13 protein-coding genes and 4 tRNA genes are annotated in these 14679 nt (G+C 58.7%); 11 read left to right on the forward strand and 6 right to left on the reverse strand.

What is annotated here, in order from left to right; translation table 11 throughout:
- Window positions 1–57 precede the first annotated feature (57 nt).
- Together IB254_RS21455 and IB254_RS21460 are read left to right on the forward strand one after the other, a co-directional pair.
- Window positions 58–2517 carry an EAL domain-containing protein gene (locus tag IB254_RS21455; protein ID WP_192419318.1) on the forward strand — a complete coding sequence of 820 codons (2460 nt, stop codon included), beginning with the start codon at window positions 58–60 and terminating at the stop codon, window positions 2515–2517.
- Window positions 2518–2595: 78 nt separating this feature from the next.
- Window positions 2596–3357 carry an iron-containing redox enzyme family protein gene (locus IB254_RS21460; RefSeq protein WP_225602451.1) on the forward strand — a complete coding sequence of 254 codons (762 nt, stop codon included), beginning with the start codon at window positions 2596–2598 and terminating at the stop codon, window positions 3355–3357.
- A 79-nt stretch (window positions 3358–3436) separates the two neighbouring features.
- On the opposite strand, the gene sugE is transcribed toward IB254_RS21460, so the two are convergent.
- The 3 genes from sugE to rdgC all read right to left on the reverse strand — a co-directional run bounded on the left by sugE (window position 3437) and on the right by rdgC (window position 5908).
- Window positions 3437–3751 carry a quaternary ammonium compound efflux SMR transporter SugE gene (sugE, locus tag IB254_RS21465; RefSeq protein ID WP_008035664.1) on the reverse strand — a complete coding sequence of 105 codons (315 nt, stop codon included), beginning with the start codon at window positions 3749–3751 and terminating at the stop codon, window positions 3437–3439.
- A gap of 119 nt (window positions 3752–3870) precedes the next feature.
- On the reverse strand, window positions 3871–4836 hold the full coding sequence (locus tag IB254_RS21470; protein WP_192419322.1) for a bile acid:sodium symporter family protein: 966 nt from the start codon (window positions 4834–4836) through the stop codon (window positions 3871–3873).
- Between the two features lie 151 nt (window positions 4837–4987).
- Complete coding sequence (gene rdgC / locus IB254_RS21475) at window positions 4988–5908, reverse strand: recombination-associated protein RdgC (RefSeq protein ID WP_008035659.1); 921 nt, start codon at window positions 5906–5908, stop codon at window positions 4988–4990.
- Between the two features lie 160 nt (window positions 5909–6068).
- On the opposite strand from rdgC, the gene IB254_RS21480 reads away from it, so the two are divergent.
- The 4 genes from IB254_RS21480 (at window position 6069) to IB254_RS21495 (ending at window position 6600) form a co-directional block, all read left to right on the forward strand.
- Window positions 6069–6144: transfer RNA gene (locus IB254_RS21480), tRNA-Val, on the forward strand.
- A gap of 19 nt (window positions 6145–6163) precedes the next feature.
- Window positions 6164–6240 (forward strand) — tRNA-Asp (locus IB254_RS21485).
- A 188-nt stretch (window positions 6241–6428) separates the two neighbouring features.
- Window positions 6429–6504 (forward strand) — tRNA-Val (locus IB254_RS21490).
- Window positions 6505–6523: 19 nt separating this feature from the next.
- Window positions 6524–6600, forward strand: a tRNA-Asp gene (locus IB254_RS21495).
- 143 nt (window positions 6601–6743) lie between these two features.
- On the opposite strand, the gene IB254_RS21500 is transcribed toward IB254_RS21495, so the two are convergent.
- Both IB254_RS21500 and IB254_RS21505 read right to left on the reverse strand, forming a co-directional pair.
- Window positions 6744–7913: a catalase family protein gene (locus tag IB254_RS21500; protein ID WP_008030405.1), complete on the reverse strand. Its 1170-nt coding sequence runs from the start codon at window positions 7911–7913 to the stop codon at window positions 6744–6746.
- Entirely contained in the window at window positions 7910–9718 is a 1809-nt protein-coding gene (locus tag IB254_RS21505; protein ID WP_192419324.1) for a di-heme-cytochrome C peroxidase, read from the reverse strand. Before IB254_RS21505 ends, IB254_RS21500 begins: the two co-directional genes overlap by 4 nt.
- A gap of 269 nt (window positions 9719–9987) precedes the next feature.
- Here IB254_RS21505 and IB254_RS21510 point away from each other — a divergent pair, with 269 nt between their 5' ends.
- The 5 genes from IB254_RS21510 to IB254_RS21530 all read left to right on the forward strand — a co-directional run bounded on the left by IB254_RS21510 (window position 9988) and on the right by IB254_RS21530 (window position 12687).
- A complete protein-coding gene (locus IB254_RS21510; RefSeq protein ID WP_008030401.1) occupies window positions 9988–10704 on the forward strand; it encodes an FKBP-type peptidyl-prolyl cis-trans isomerase in 717 nt (238 codons plus the stop codon).
- A 293-nt stretch (window positions 10705–10997) separates the two neighbouring features.
- Window positions 10998–11453: a YkvA family protein gene (locus tag IB254_RS21515; RefSeq protein WP_192419326.1), complete on the forward strand. Its 456-nt coding sequence runs from the start codon at window positions 10998–11000 to the stop codon at window positions 11451–11453.
- Window positions 11454–11566: 113 nt separating this feature from the next.
- A complete protein-coding gene (locus IB254_RS21520; RefSeq protein ID WP_008040908.1) occupies window positions 11567–11908 on the forward strand; it encodes a helix-turn-helix domain-containing protein in 342 nt (113 codons plus the stop codon).
- Window positions 11905–12276: a hypothetical protein gene (locus IB254_RS21525; protein ID WP_003223109.1), complete on the forward strand. Its 372-nt coding sequence runs from the start codon at window positions 11905–11907 to the stop codon at window positions 12274–12276. Before IB254_RS21520 ends, IB254_RS21525 begins: the two co-directional genes overlap by 4 nt.
- Window positions 12277–12687 carry a sel1 repeat family protein gene (locus IB254_RS21530; RefSeq protein ID WP_192419328.1) on the forward strand — a complete coding sequence of 137 codons (411 nt, stop codon included), beginning with the start codon at window positions 12277–12279 and terminating at the stop codon, window positions 12685–12687.
- A gap of 120 nt (window positions 12688–12807) precedes the next feature.
- Here the strand turns inward: IB254_RS21530 and IB254_RS21535 are convergent, their stop codons facing one another.
- Window positions 12808–14598 carry a bifunctional diguanylate cyclase/phosphodiesterase gene (locus IB254_RS21535; RefSeq protein ID WP_192419331.1) on the reverse strand — a complete coding sequence of 597 codons (1791 nt, stop codon included), beginning with the start codon at window positions 14596–14598 and terminating at the stop codon, window positions 12808–12810.
- Window positions 14599–14679: the final 81 nt, after the last annotated feature.

A 14679-nucleotide genomic window follows, 5' to 3' on the forward strand; every position in this document is an offset into this window, starting at 1 on the left:
TCTAGCTGTAGCGATCACGTTGGATGATGATCTGGCAGTGCTAAAACAAGGGACCTCATGAATCAAACGCGGACTCTCGGAACGCCACGGTTGCTGGGCATCGTCTGGCCATTTATCGCTGTCGTGCTATTTCAGGCGCTGTTGGGCGGTTTCAGCCTGTATGTTCTGTCGGCGGTGCGCGGCTATGTCGCCGGCGAAAGCCTCTGGTCCAAGGGCCAGAAAGATGCCATCTATTACCTGAATCTCTACGCAGACAGTCGCGACGAGACGATATTCCTCAAATACCAGAACGCCATCGCCGTGCCTCAAGGGGGCCACGAGTTACGTGTGGCGCTGGACCATCAGCCGCCGAACATCGAAGCGGCACGCCAGGCGATCCTCAAGGGGGGCAACCATCCGGATGACGTCTCCAGCCTGATCTGGCTGTACCTCAATTTCCGCCACTTCTCTTACCTTGAGAAAGCCATCGACCTCTGGACGGTAGGGGATGCGTATCTGCTGCGCCTGGGTGATGTTGCACGGGAAATGCATCAGCGCATCACCGCCAGCCAGGCCACCAATGGCGATATCCAGCGCTGGAAAGATCAAATATTTGCGATCAACGATGAAGTGACGCCGGCGGCGAAGGCCTTCAGCGATGCCCTGGGTGAAGGCTCGCGGGTGATTCTGCGCCTGCTGCTGTTGACGAACCTCGCCACCGCCCTGGGTTTGATTGTCCTGGCCCTGATGCGCACGCACAAATTGCTCAAGCAGCGCCATGCGTTCGCCGACGCCTTGCAGTTGGAGAAGGAGCGCGCGCAGATCACCCTGCAATCGATTGGCGATGCCGTGATCACCACCAATGTCGACGGCGCGATTGCCTACATGAACCCGGCCGCCGAAGCGTTGACGCACTGGAAGGGCGAGCAGGCGACAGGCTTGCCCTTGGCCGCGCTGTTCAATCTGCTGGACGAGAATGCCCAGGCCGACGGTTTTACGCTGATCGAGCACATCCTGAGCGGTCAACTCAGCGGCGGCAGCGAGCATTCCAAATTGATTCAACGGCTGGATGGCAGCACGGTTTCGGTCACGCTGGTCGGTGCGCCGATCCGCAATGCCGGCAAGGTCAGCGGCACCGTGCTGGTGTTGCACGACATGACCCAGGAGCGGCAATACATTGCCAATTTGTCCTGGCAGGCGACCCATGACGCCTTGACCGGGCTGGCCAATCGCCGCGAATTCGAATATCGCCTGGAACAGGTGCTGCACAACCTGACGCGACATCCGGGGCGTCATGCCTTGATGTTTCTCGATCTGGACCAGTTCAAGCTGGTCAACGACACCTGCGGCCACGCGGCGGGGGACGAGTTGTTGCGGCACATCTGTGCGTTGCTGCAATCGGGCTTGCGCGAAGGCGATACCCTGGCCCGCCTGGGCGGCGACGAATTCGGCATCCTGCTGGAGAGTTGCGCGCCGGAAGCCGCGGAGAAAATCGCCGAGGGCCTGCGCCAGACTGTGCAGAACCTGCACTTCGTCTGGAAAGGCCGGCCGTTCGTGACCACCGTGAGCATCGGCCTGGTACACATCAATCAGCACCCGACTACCCTCGAAACATCGCTGCGTGCCGCCGATATGGCCTGTTACATGGCCAAGGAAAAGGGCCGCAACCGGGTTCAGGTCTATCACGCCGATGACTCGGAATTGTCCCTGCGCTTTGGCGAAATGGCTTGGGTGCAGCGCTTGCACATGGCGCTGGAAGAGGACCGCTTTTGTCTGTATGCCCAGGAAATCGCAGCCCTGGGTCATGTCGAAACAGGCGGCGGGCATATCGAAATCCTGTTGCGCCTGCATGACGAAGCCGGACGCATGATATTGCCCGACAGTTTTATTCCGGCGGCGGAACGTTATGGACTGATGACTTCGCTTGATCGTTGGGTTGTGCAGAATGTTTTCAAGATCATTGCCCAATGTATATCGGAGAAACACAAAGGGCCGTTGGCGATGTGTGCGATTAATCTGTCAGGCACAACTATAGGAGATGAGGCGTTCCTGGACTTCCTGCGTCAACAGTTCATTACTTATTCCATACCGCCTGAAATGATTTGTTTTGAAATTACTGAAACCAGTGCTATTTCCAATCTTGGAAGTGCAATTAGATTTATTAATGAACTCAAAGGGTTAGGTTGCCACTTTTCGTTGGATGACTTTTGCGCCGGTATGTCCTCATTCGCCTACTTGAAACATTTGCCTGTAGACTTCCTGAAGATCGACGGGAGTTTCGTAAAGGATATGCTGGACGACCCGATTAACCGCGCCATGGTCGAAGTGATCAATCACATCGGCCATGTAATGGGTAAGCGTACGATTGCCGAGTTTGTTGAAACACCCCAGATTGAACAGGCATTGCTGGAAATCGGGGTGGATTACGCTCAAGGGTATGTGATTGAGCGCCCGCATTTGTTTACCTGCGATAGTTTACAAAGTCGTCCTGCCAGGCCTCAGCCGTTGTTGTTCAAGGCGCCTGGCACGTTCCGTTGAAATCTCTTGCTGATCCTTACAATCACAATCAAAAGGAACCCGACAGTGATCGACGCATTCAACAGAACCGGACCCCTCATGGAAGCTGCAAGTTATCCCGCCTGGGCTCAGCAACTGATCCAGGACTGCAGCGAGAGTAAACGCCGGGTTGTCGAACACGAATTGTACAGGCGCATGCGAGATAACAAACTCAGCGCAAAGACCATGCGCAACTACCTTATCGGTGGTTGGCCCGTGGTTGAGCAATTCGCGTTATATATGGCACAGAACCTCACCAAGACCCGCTTTGCCCGCCATCCCGGCGAGGACATGGCGCGACGATGGTTGATGCGCAACATTCGTGTGGAATTGAACCATGCCGATTACTGGGTGCATTGGAGCCGTGCTCACGGTGTCAGCCTGGAAGAACTGCAGGCGCAAAAGGTGGCCCCTGAACTTCACGCCTTGAGTCATTGGTGCTGGCACACCAGTTCGGCGGACTCGCTGATCGTTGCCATTGCCGCCACCAACTACGCCATTGAAGGCGCGACCGGCGAGTGGTCGGCGCTGGTCTGTTCCAATGGCGTCTACGCGGCATCGTTCCCCGAAGAGGATCGCAAGCGAGCCATGAAGTGGCTGAAGATGCATGCCCAGTACGATGACGCCCATCCGTGGGAAGCGCTGGAAATCATCTGCACACTGGCGGGGCTGAACCCGAGCAAGTCATTGCAGGCCCAATTGCGCGAGGCCGTGTGCAAAAGCTACGACTACATGTACCTGTTCCTGGAACGGTGCATCCAGCTTGAGCATGCGGAAAAGGCTCCGGTCGCGCGTGGGCGCATGGCATTGGCCGAAAGCTGATCGGTTGGACTCACCATTGAAAAAGCCCGCGCCCTCTATCGATAGAGGGCGCGGGCTTTGTCGTATTGGCCGCAAGCCGTCAGGCGCTGACTTTCAGTCCAATCAGCCCGGCAATGATCAAGGTCACGCTGGCCAGCCTGAACAGCGCCATCGATTCACCGAACAGGATGATCCCGGCGATGACCGTGCCGACGGCACCCACGCCGGTCCAGATCGCATAGGCAGTGCCCAGGGGCAATTCCTTCATCGCCAGCCCAAGCAGGCCAAGGCTGATGGCCATCGCGGCAATCGTCAACGCAGTAGGGAGAGGACGGCTGAAACCGTCGGTGTATTTCAGGCCGACAGCCCAGCCCACTTCGAACAGGCCGGCGAAAAACAGAATGATCCAGGACATGAGAGACCTCCATCGATTGACGGGGTCGTCCCCAGATTAATGACTCGATCGAGCCGCGAGGTCGTCCTCGCGTTGCGCAGTATGGTGCCCATCATTAACCCGGGGATCAAGTTTTCCGCTTACTCGGTCACTTGCCGAGCCGCGGTTTCCCGGTCTTCTTTCTCGCTCATCCGGCGGAAATACGTCGAGAGCAGCGCCCCGGAAATGTTGTGCCACACACTGAACAACGCGCTCGGCACCGCCGCCAGCGGCGAGAAGTGCGCACTGGCCAGCGCGGCGCCCAAGCCGGAGTTTTGCATGCCGACCTCCAGCGCCAGGGATTTACGCTGGGCCAGTGGCAACTTGAACAGCCGTCCGGTGAAGTACCCCAGCAGATAGCCGAAGCTGTTGTGCAGCATCACCACGGCCATGATCAGCAGGCCGGACTCGGCGATCTTCGCCTGGCTGGCTGCGACGACAGCCGTGACGATGATCACGATGCTGACAACAGAAACCAGCGGCAATACGTCCACCGCGTGGCGAACCCGATCCCCGAGCACGCGCTGAGCGACCACGCCGAGCACGATCGGCAGCAGCACCACTTGCAGGATCGACCAGAACAACTCCATGAAGGACACCGGCAACCAGGCCGAGGCGAGCAGCCAGATCAGTGCGGGCGTCAGCAGTGGAGCGAGGAGGGTGGTGACGGCGGCGATGGCCACCGACAGCGCCAGGTCGCCACGGGCCAGCCAGGTCATGACGTTTGATGAGGTGCCGCTTGGGCAGCAACCGACCAGGATGACACCCACGGAGATTTCCGGCGGCAGATGGAACACCTGGCAGAGCAACCACGCCACACCGGGCATGATCACGAAATGTGCAACCACGCCCAGCGCCACGCGCCACGGATGGCGAGCGACTTCGGCGAAGTCTTCGAGCTTGAGGGTCAGGCCCATGCCGAACATCACCAGGCCCAGGAGCGGCACGATCGCGCCTTTCAGGCCGATGAACCATGCCGGTTGCAGGAAAGCCACGACGGCGAAAATCAGAACCCAGTAAGCGAAGGTGTTGCCGACAAAGCGACTCAATGCAGCCAATGCACGCATGGCCTGATCCTTATTTATAAGTAACGCCACAAAACCCCTGTAGGAGCGAGCCTGCTCGCGATGGTGTGTCAGGCAACACGTGTCTACTGACACTCCATCGTCGGAACGCCGCCCGGAGCCGGCTCGCTCCTACATTAGGGATCACCAGGCTTTAGATTCCCTGCGGCGTCTCTTCACCGCCCAACGCTTCAACCAGCGCCGGGAGGAAGTCGCCGAAAGTCAGCATCATCAGGGTGAAACTGGCGTCCAACTGGCCGAGGGCTTCTTCGCCGCCGTCCTGTTCCGCCTGATCCTGCAGCAGGTCTTCGAACTTCAGGCGCTTGACCACCATCTTGTCGTCGAGGACGAAGGACAGTTTGTCTTGCCAGGCCAGCGACAGCTGAGTGACCACTTTGCCGGTGCTCAGGTGCAACTGGATTTCTTCGCTGGTCAGGTCCTGACGCTTGCAGCGCACGATGCCGCCGTCTTCGTGGGTGTCGCGCAGCTCGCACTCGTCCAGCACAAAGAAGTCATCCGCGGCTTTCTGGGTGGTGACCCATTCAGTCATGGTGGCGGTCGGGGACATTTTCACGGTCAGCGGACGTACCGGCAGGGTACCGATGACTTCACGCAGGGTGGACAGCAGGTCCTCGGCGCGTTTCGGGCTGGCCGAGTTGACCAGAATCAGGCCCTGTTTCGGCGCGATCGCAGCGAAGGTCGACGAACGACGGATAAAGGCACGCGGCAGGAAGGCCTGGATGATTTCATCCTTGATCTGATCGCGTTCCTTTTTGTAGACCTTGCGCATTTGTTCGGCTTCGATCTCTTCGACCTTTTCCTTAACGGCGTCACGCACGACGCTGCCCGGCAGGATGCGTTCTTCCTTACGGGCGGAGATCAGCAGGAAGTCGCCGCTGACGTGCACCAGTGGTGCATCTTCGCCCTTGCCGAAAGGCGCGACGAAACCGTAGGTGGTCAACTCCTGGCTTGCACATGAACGCGCCAGTTTGGTGGCCAGTGCAGTTTCCAACGCCTCGGCATCAAAAGGCAGATCTTGGGTCAGGCGATAGATAAGCAGGTTTTTGAACCACATGGGGCGAGTCTCTCCTTTATACAAAGTGGGGCATTATTCTCTTCGTGGCGCCATAGGCCAACCCTTCTCTAAGCCTTTGGAAGGCCTGAAAAAATTATTTAAAAAAGTGCTTGCCAGAGGTGAGGTCGCTCCGTAGAATGCGCGCCACACCGAAAGTGAAGGGTGATTAGCTCAGCTGGGAGAGCGTCTGCCTTACAAGCAGAATGTCGGCGGTTCGATCCCGTCATCACCCACCATTCGCTTCAAGTGTTACGCGCAGCGGTAGTTCAGTCGGTTAGAATACCGGCCTGTCACGCCGGGGGTCGCGGGTTCGAGTCCCGTCCGCTGCGCCATATTCGGTAACCTGGAACGCTGAACGCCAGGTCACCACGGAAAAGCCCGCTAACGCGGGTTTTTTTCTGCCTGAAGTTCCTGCTGGATGTGTCGTTTCGCCGGTTTTCAGATTTTTTTGAATTATTTATCAATTAAATCAACACGTTATGAAAATCTGTGGCACAATGCGCCCCGCAACGAAGTTAAAGGGTGATTAGCTCAGCTGGGAGAGCGTCTGCCTTACAAGCAGAATGTCGGCGGTTCGATCCCGTCATCACCCACCATTTACTTTCAACGCTACGCGCAGCGGTAGTTCAGTCGGTTAGAATACCGGCCTGTCACGCCGGGGGTCGCGGGTTCGAGTCCCGTCCGCTGCGCCATATTCGGTAACCTGGAACACTGAACGCCAGGTAACCACGGAAAAAGCCCGCTTTAAGCGGGCTTTTTGCTGTCTGGAGTTTGGCTTTATGCCGACTTCCATTAAAAAAGCGACCTTCGGGTCGCTTTTTTCGTTTGTGCCTGCTTACTGTTCGGCGTTTCGGCTGTGTCGGTAATCGCTGACCGCCTCGTAAACAGCTTTGCGCAAGCGGTTGATGCCGCCAATCGGGCGATGGGCCTCAACACCAAACCATGGATTGAACGACTGGTTGTCGCATTGCAGGTTCAATGCTGGCGTGTCGAAGTCCTGGGCGGGCACGTTGATCCGCGCCACCGTCTGGAAAGGCGCGTCGCTTTCCTTCCATTCAACGCTGGTGTCCTCGATCGGCATGTACTTGCCTGCATCTTGCCGCTGGATCTGCAGGACAAAACAGGCGGGCACCCGATCGGTCGACAATTGCTGGTTCAGCGCATTGCGCAGAAAGTTCGGCAGCTTCTGGTTTTGCGCGGGCAGGGCATAGGTCGGGCAGTTCGCTGGGTCGGGCATGACCCGAAACTTGGCATTGGCCTCACCGAATTTGTAGGGCGAAACCGAAAAATACGTCGTCTGGGTCGGGCTCGGTGGTGGCGGAGAAAGCGTCGCTAAGGCAATAAACAGATGACGGACCTGCCAGGTGCGCGGGTCCCAGCCCGGAAAGAACGCCATCACCTTCTTGCCGTCCGCCTGGGCGGCGACATTCTGACGATACTCTGCGACATCGCTGACAAAGAAGTTCGGATGGCTGAACATCACGAAGTCCTGTTCGCCGCGACGCTGTTGATCGCTGAGCAATTGTTTGCCCGGCACATCGAGCAGTTTGATCGCCATGCCCCGCGCATCGCGGATGCTGTCGAATTGCGGGTAGGCATTGCCGTTGGACAGGCGCATCGTCGCTTGCCAGGTCTTGCCCGGCTCACTGAACACACCTTGACGCAACTCTGTCGCCAGATCCGGCAACACCTGCACTTCGGCCTTTACACAACCATGGGCCTTGGCATGGGCATCACGCAGATAGCGGGTGCTTTCACGGTGTTGATCGACAATCCGCACGGCGGTCTGGATCACGTCCTGGGTCATGGCGGCTTCGCCATCCGGAATCTGCTCCAGTGCCGAGACCGGTCCGCGGTGCTGCCAGGCAAACCAAGCGGTGGCCAGCGCCCAGCCAAGCAAGCCGATGCACAGCAAAACCAGCAGGGTTTTGCCGAGCAGGCGGCCCAGCCACAACCAGAACCGGGCAAACATCGGCAAATCCTTCTTGAAGGTGGTCATGATCATGGCAATTGCGCCTCCAGCGGGCCGCCCAGCACTTTCAGGTACTCCAGCAACGCAAAGCGTTCCTCGGGTTGCAGCAGCCGGCCAATCACCCCGTTGCCGCGTTTACCGGCGCGGAATTCATGGCCGCTGTTGTGGTTGCCGGTAATGCGCGTGTCGAACAGGAATGCATTGGTGAAGGCTTCGGTGCGATAGCCCAGGTGTTTCGGGTCGTACTCGAACGTGCCTTTATAGAAGGTGGCCGCGCGTTCGTCCTGAGGCGAGAGCAATTGATAAATGCTGGGTACCGAGCCGTTGTGCAGGAACGGTGCTGTCGCCCAGACGCCTGGCAGCGGCCGAGCCTTGTAGGCGACTTTTTCACGAACGCCGATCGGCAGGCCGAAGCCATCGAGCCGAGGCTTTTCTGCGGCTGTGACCTTGGCCTCCCGGTAAGCCCGGTCCTCGACGAACGCGGTGACGTAGGCCAGTCCCTTGGCCACCGAAAGCTGGCTCAGGTCCAGCGGCTCCTCGGGTGTCGGGTGCAGCTTCACGTCCATCTGTGCCAGTTCGGTCGGGTCCCATTGCAGCGCGGTCAGGTCGAAACGGTGGTTGGCGATGTTGCTCGCCGCTGTCGGATCAGTGCCGATGACGTCGACGGGCAGCATGTGCAACTGCTGCACCCAGCGCTCGCCGTCCTGGATCGTCCGCGGAACGTGGCAACCGGCGCAGTTCTCGGTGAACAGTGCGCGACCTTTGGCGGCCAAAGGTTTGTCGACAGCGCCCAGCAGCTCTTCCGGCCAGGCAGGTGGTTTGAGTCGTTGCAGGGTTTCTTCGATCAGGTGCAAATCGCGCACCCGCACGCTGGACGGATATCGGTAGTCGCCCTTGAGTGGCTGCCCGTTGCTGTCGAAGAAATTCAGCGTGGCGCCTACGCCCAACGCCTCACCGATGTTGCGGGCCATCGGCTGCTGCGCCGAACCGTTCCACTGCACCCAGTCGAATGTCCACATGTCCCACAGTTGCGGGTAGTCGACCGGCGCATTGGCCACCCGGTAGTTGGCCGGTGAGATCGCGTCGCCGAAGCTGGCGTTGGCAATACGCCCGAACGCGTCGGTGCGGCCAGGGCCTTCCTCGGTCGGGTAGAGCCCTCGATGGGTGTCGTTCCAGGCTACTTTCAGGAACGTATCGAGAGAGGTTTTGAAGTCTTTGCGCAGCTGTTGATGCCGGGCGTCGTATTCCTGGCCCAGCACGTTGCGAGCGAAACGTTCGAATTTCCATGGGTTGTAGTAAGTCGACGTCAGACTGGCGACCAGAGCTTGTCCGAAACTGCCACCGCGCAGTGTCGGAACGCTGGACGGCAAGACGTGTTGCGCCGCACCACCATCGATGCGGATGGCCTGACCGTTGAAGCGCAATTCGCCGGTGTGGCAGGCGGCGCAGGTGATATCCAGAAACTGTTCCTGGCTGCCGGGGTTTTGATGGCGGGCGAAACCCACGGGCAAGTTGCCGGGGTTGTTTGGCGTGGCTTTCTGGCCGGGATCGACCAGGAAGCCGAAGCGCGCAAGGTACTCCGGACTGGCGAATCGCTGTTGCGAAAAGGGCAGTTCGAGCGCATTGAACCACTCGTAGCGCAAGCCTTTGACCTGAGTGCCCTGGGGCGTGAAGTAGTAGGTCTGGCGGTCGGCCGCGCTCCACTGCTCCAGGTAATGCACTTGTTGTGCTGGCGACCAGTTCGGCAGTTTCGGGTTGGCTACGTAATACAGAATCACGGCGAGGGCGAGGCCCAGCAGCGCAACGATCAGAATCAGAAAGCGATAAAAGAGGCGCAAGTTAAACATCCTTGTCGAGTTGTCGCTCTCTTATGCCTCAGCTGCAATCGTGGGGCAAGTGGCCATTACGTCAGTTGTTGTGGGACGAAGCCGTCGTCCCTGTGGGGCGAAGATGACAGAAGCTTCATCATCCGATTCCGGAAATGCGTTAAAACACCTGAACTTATCAGAAGTTTCCTGCTCTCATGCCGGTAGCCATTGGTCGTGGCCGCCTGATAAGCTCGCGGCTTTACTCGATTGCCCTTTAGGCGCATGAACAAGGAAATAGCATGAAACAGCATCGGTTGGCGGCGGCGGTGGCCCTGGTTAGCCTGGTACTTGCGGGTTGCGACTCGCAGACCAGCGTAGAGCTGAAAACCCCGGCGCAAAAAGCTTCCTACGGGATTGGCCTGAACATGGGCAAGAGCCTGGCTCAGGAAGGCATGGATGATCTGGACTCCAAAGCCGTTGCCCAGGGCATTGAAGATGCCATCGGCAAGAAAGAACAGAAACTGAAGGATGACGAGTTGGTCGAAGCCTTCGCAGCACTGCAGAAGCGTGCTGAAGAACGTATGGCCAAAATGAGTGAAGAATCGGCAGCCGCCGGCAAGAAATTCCTCGAAGACAACGCCAAGAAAGCCGGTGTCACTACCACTGCTTCGGGTCTGCAGTACGAAGTGGTCAAGAAAGCTGATGGCGCACAGCCTAAGCCGACCGATGTGGTGACTGTTCACTACACCGGCACCCTGACCAACGGCACCGTGTTCGACAGCTCCGTGGAGCGTGGCAGCCCGATCGATCTGCCGGTCAGCGGCGTGATTCCGGGTTGGGTCGAAGGCCTGCAACTGATGCACGTTGGCGAGAAGTACAAGCTGTACATCCCTAGCGAGCTGGCTTACGGCGCCCAAAGCCCAAGCCCGGCGATTCCAGCCAACTCGGTGCTGGTATTCGACCTGGAACTGCTGGCGATCAAGGATCCGGCAAAACAAGACGACGCTGCCAAGTAATTAGCGTTTGTCCTGACAACAACGCCTCGCTTATGCGGGGCGTTGTTGCATCTGGCGTCCGGCAAGGGTAAACAAAGCGAACGGATGTTTCAGGCTGGAGTCATAGCCATTGAGAGCGCCTGCGCTAGCCGCGGCGGAGCGCCAAGTCAATGAAATCTTGGGTTTTTTTATGTGAGTAAAAAACGCCCGATCTGAGTTGAGCCCTTATGAAACGGGGCTTTCAGCCGTGAAATGCAGCTCTGTTCACAAGGTTATCCACAATTTGTGTGGATAACATTTCAGCGGGAGGAATGATGAAAGCACCCTGGAATTTCGCTCGTTTCCTGCCACTGGCCGGACGTCTGCTCGCTCGTGGGCGTTTGCCGACCTTATTGTTCGCGGTAGCCAGCAAAGGTGCCAGCCAGGGCAACCGTTTGGGCAAGCTCAAAGACGACCTGCGCTTGTTGCAGGCGTTGTGCCTGGCTTACTGGCGCGGTGAATACCGGGCCATCAGCCCTAAAGCGCTGATCTCGGTGGTGGCAGGCTTGATGTATTTCCTGAGCCCGGTGGATGCGATTCCGGATTTCATACCGGTGTTCGGCATGTTCGATGACATCGCCGTGCTCGCCTGGCTGATGAAGGTTCTAGACGACGAGCTCAACGCCTTCCGCGCCTGGCGCAATCGCCAGGTGCCAGAGAAGCTCGCGGTGGTCGAGCGTTTGCCCGATACCCCGGAACAACTTCAACTGCAGGGCCCGAAAAAAACCTGAGTCGATTCAGGATCATCCCTATATTCATACCCCCGCGACCTTGGCCGCTGTTAGGATTACACTTCTAAGGAAAAGCGCCGACTCGCTAAGTGTCGTTGTCCTACGGGGAAGTCATGGATATTCAGATAATCACACGCGAAGGCGAGCCCGAGTATGCGGTTGTTCCGTGGGCTCAGTATCAGGCTCTACTCAAAGCAGCAGGCATCGATCAACAACCGCCGCGCGAGGCTCCGGTGCAACGCGTGGCAACACCAGACCAGATTCTTCCGGGTCTGGATCAGCTACGCAGTTTGCGCGAAGGAAAGGGCATCGCCATCGAGGCGCTGGCCCGCACGGTAGGCATCAGCCCGTCATATCTGGCCTTGATCGAAAGTGGCGAGCGTCAACCCGACGCTGCGATTCGCCGAAGCCTGGCCTGGGAATTGACGGTGCCAGGGTGGAGGGAAGAATCGTGAGCGTACGCATCAGTCGTCAACATTGGGACGGATTGCTGGGCGAGCTGGATCAGGCGCGCCGCCAGCGTCATTTGCTGACCTACCGCGCGTTGCTTGAGCGCCTGCAATTGCCGACGCCGGCCATGCAAACCTTGACCGCGGCCCTTGAACACCTGGCCGCACTGGACGCCAAGGCCGAGCAGCCACTGCGCAGCTCGCTGGTAATCAGCCAGGGCGCCAGTCGCCTGCCGCGCACCGGTTTTTTCGAATGTGTCGAGCGCCTGGGGCGTTTCTCCGGGCCGTCCGATGGTGTCGCCGCCGCCTCGTGGCATGCCTCGGAAGTGGTGCGGGTGTTCGAATACGAGTACCCCGAATCGGCGGAAGCCTGAGTGTTTTTAAAGCTCAAGGCACGGGCCGGTTACTGGCTGGCTCGCCGGTTGTTTCACTGGTCGTGGTTTGTGCGTCAGCCACGCTGCTGGAGTTGGCTTGAAGGCCAGCTTGCACGCATGGCGAACCTGGGCGATGTCGACGCTCAAAGCTTCTATGGCCACATTCTGGCCTTTCGCGGCGTGGGCCTCGGGGCTCGTGAGGAAGGTGTCCGCTTGCTGCGCCTGGCGGCGTTGGCGGGGGATGGCAAGGCGGCGTATCAGGTGGGGGTGATCAGTCTGGCCGGGACGGCGAGCAAGGCACCGGATCCGGATGAGGCTGCCCGGTTTTGGGCGATGGCTGCCAAGGCCGGACATCCGTTGGCTGAGATCAAATTGAAAGAGTTGGCTGCTCGCGGTCCTTTGGATAATTAGTGGCTGATCCGACGCCTTCGCGGGCAAGTCGGACCGCCGCACCGCTCGCTCCTACGGGGAATCTTCAGTGCGCATAGATTTCTGTGGGAGCGAGGCTTGCCCGCGAAGGCGTCAGAACAATCACCGCTGCCCCATCAGCAATTCACCCTCTGGCCCAGGCACCGTCAGACTATCAATCACATGCACGCTATACCCCGGCACATTCTTCGCGTGGTGTTTAGCCTGCGAGGCCATCTCCGCCAACTGGCTCGCATCGAGTTGTCCACAGGCCTGTGGATGCAAATGCACCACGCCGATCGACAGCGATAACAACGGAAATTCCTGGCGCACGCCCTGGCGATTCGGGGCAATGAAGCAGCCGGCTTCCAGGTGTTCGCTGCGGTAGAAGCGTCGACATTGGCTCTGGAAGTCGTCGAGCAACTGGTTCAAACGTTTACGCCAGTCTTCCGGCCCGAGCACCAGCAGGAAATCATCACCGCCGATATGGCCGACAAAGTCGCGGGACGGGTCGACGCGATCATTCAGGCATTGCGCCAGGCACAGCAGGACTTCGTCCCCGCGACCGTAGCCGTAGATGTCGTTGAAGGGTTTGAAGCTGTCGATGTCCACGTAGCAGATCACTGATTCCCTTTGCTGTTGCAGCAGGCGCGTCAGGCATTGCTGGATCGGCACGTTACCCGGCAGCAAGGTCAGCGGGTTGGCGTAACGGGCTTGCTGGATCTTCAGTTCAGTAATCAGCTTCAATACGTCGATGACCCGACCCAGTCCCAGATAGCCGCCGTTGAGGGTGATGATGAAGTCTTCCTCGATGCGCTGCCGGGCGCGGCTGGTGATCAGGCGGCTGACTTGTTGCAGCGACTGGCTCATCTCGACGGCGAGAAAGTCGTCGTTCATCAACCGGCTGATGGGCTTGCGGGCAAAGAGGTCGGTGGCAAACGGTTTGAGCAGGGCGTCCGACAGCGAATGCCGATGGACGATGCCGCAGGGGTGGCCTTGCTCATCGAGCACCGCCAGTGAGTTCAGGTTGGCCTGGCGGCGGAAGGCTTCCAGCACCGTGGCAGTCGGCGTACCTCGCGCGACCGCTGGCTGATCGATCAAAAGAGCACTGAGGTCACTGCCTTCGTCGTTCAGCGCCACCGCAGAGCTGTCCTGTTTGGGCATCAGGTTTCGCGCTTCCCTTGGCGGGTGTTCTTGAGGGCGGCAGAGCAAGTAACCCTGGACCAGATCGACGCCCATATCGGTCAACACCGCGAGCTCCTCCGGCAACTCGATACCTTCAGCAATCACTTGTGCCCGAGAGGCTTTGGCGATTTGCATGATGGAACCGACAAATTCACGCTTGAGCGCATCCTGATGGATGCCGTCGATGAAGTGCCGATCGATCTTCACATAGTCCGGCCGCAGCTCGGACCACAGGCGCAGGCTCGAATAACCGGCACCCAAATCATCCAGCGCAATGGAAAAGCCCATCGCCCGATAGTGATGCAGCGCGTTTTGCAGCAGCTGGAAGTCGTCGGTCGGCGTCTGTTCCGTCAGTTCGATGACCACCTGGCTGGGCGGTATGCCGAAATCCTGTAGCAGTTGCAGGGTCCGACCCGGTTGGTGAGCCGCTTCGAGCAGCGACTCCGGCGACACGTTGAGAAAGAGTTTGCCCGGCAGTTGCTGCTCATTAAAGCGCCGGCAAGCGCTCTCGCGGCAGGCAATCTCCAGCTCGTTCAAACGACCGGCCTGGCGGGCGACGGCAAACAAGGCGATGGGCGAGTGCAGCGGGCTGTTGGAGGGGCCACGGCTGAGGGCTTCGTAACCGATGATCTGTCGTTCAGAGAGCGAAATGATTGGCTGGAACAGGCTGTGCAAACCGCTTTGAGTCAGTATTGAACTCAACGCACTCAGCTGTTCGGTAGTGGTCATGGCGGTCTCTGGCGAAAAAAAAAGGACTGGGAGCCAAAGCTCTCAGTCCCGTATTTCACGACAGAATGATGACTGTTTGAT

It is taken from the genome of Pseudomonas sp. PDM03, assembly GCF_014852385.1.
GTDB classification, from domain to species: Bacteria; Pseudomonadota; Gammaproteobacteria; order Pseudomonadales; family Pseudomonadaceae; genus Aquipseudomonas; species Aquipseudomonas migulae.

Bases quoted from the DNA above. Each gene is read 5' to 3' on its own strand.
- IB254_RS21535 (WP_192419331.1), bottom strand. From the start codon at position 14,598: ATGACCACTACCGAACAGCTGAGTGCGTTGAGTTCAATACTGACTCAA.
- IB254_RS21455 (WP_192419318.1), top strand. From the start codon at position 58: ATGAATCAAACGCGGACTCTCGGAACGCCACGGTTGCTGGGCATCGTC.
- rdgC (WP_008035659.1), bottom strand. From the start codon at position 5,908: ATGTGGTTCAAAAACCTGCTTATCTATCGCCTGACCCAAGATCTGCCT.
- IB254_RS21500 (WP_008030405.1), bottom strand. From the start codon at position 7,913: ATGATCATGACCACCTTCAAGAAGGATTTGCCGATGTTTGCCCGGTTC.
- IB254_RS21515 (WP_192419326.1), top strand. From the start codon at position 10,998: ATGAAAGCACCCTGGAATTTCGCTCGTTTCCTGCCACTGGCCGGACGT.
- sugE (WP_008035664.1), bottom strand. From the start codon at position 3,751: ATGTCCTGGATCATTCTGTTTTTCGCCGGCCTGTTCGAAGTGGGCTGG.
- IB254_RS21520 (WP_008040908.1), top strand. From the start codon at position 11,567: ATGGATATTCAGATAATCACACGCGAAGGCGAGCCCGAGTATGCGGTT.
- IB254_RS21510 (WP_008030401.1), top strand. From the start codon at position 9,988: ATGAAACAGCATCGGTTGGCGGCGGCGGTGGCCCTGGTTAGCCTGGTA.
- IB254_RS21460 (WP_225602451.1), top strand. From the start codon at position 2,596: ATGGAAGCTGCAAGTTATCCCGCCTGGGCTCAGCAACTGATCCAGGAC.
- IB254_RS21470 (WP_192419322.1), bottom strand. From the start codon at position 4,836: ATGCGTGCATTGGCTGCATTGAGTCGCTTTGTCGGCAACACCTTCGCT.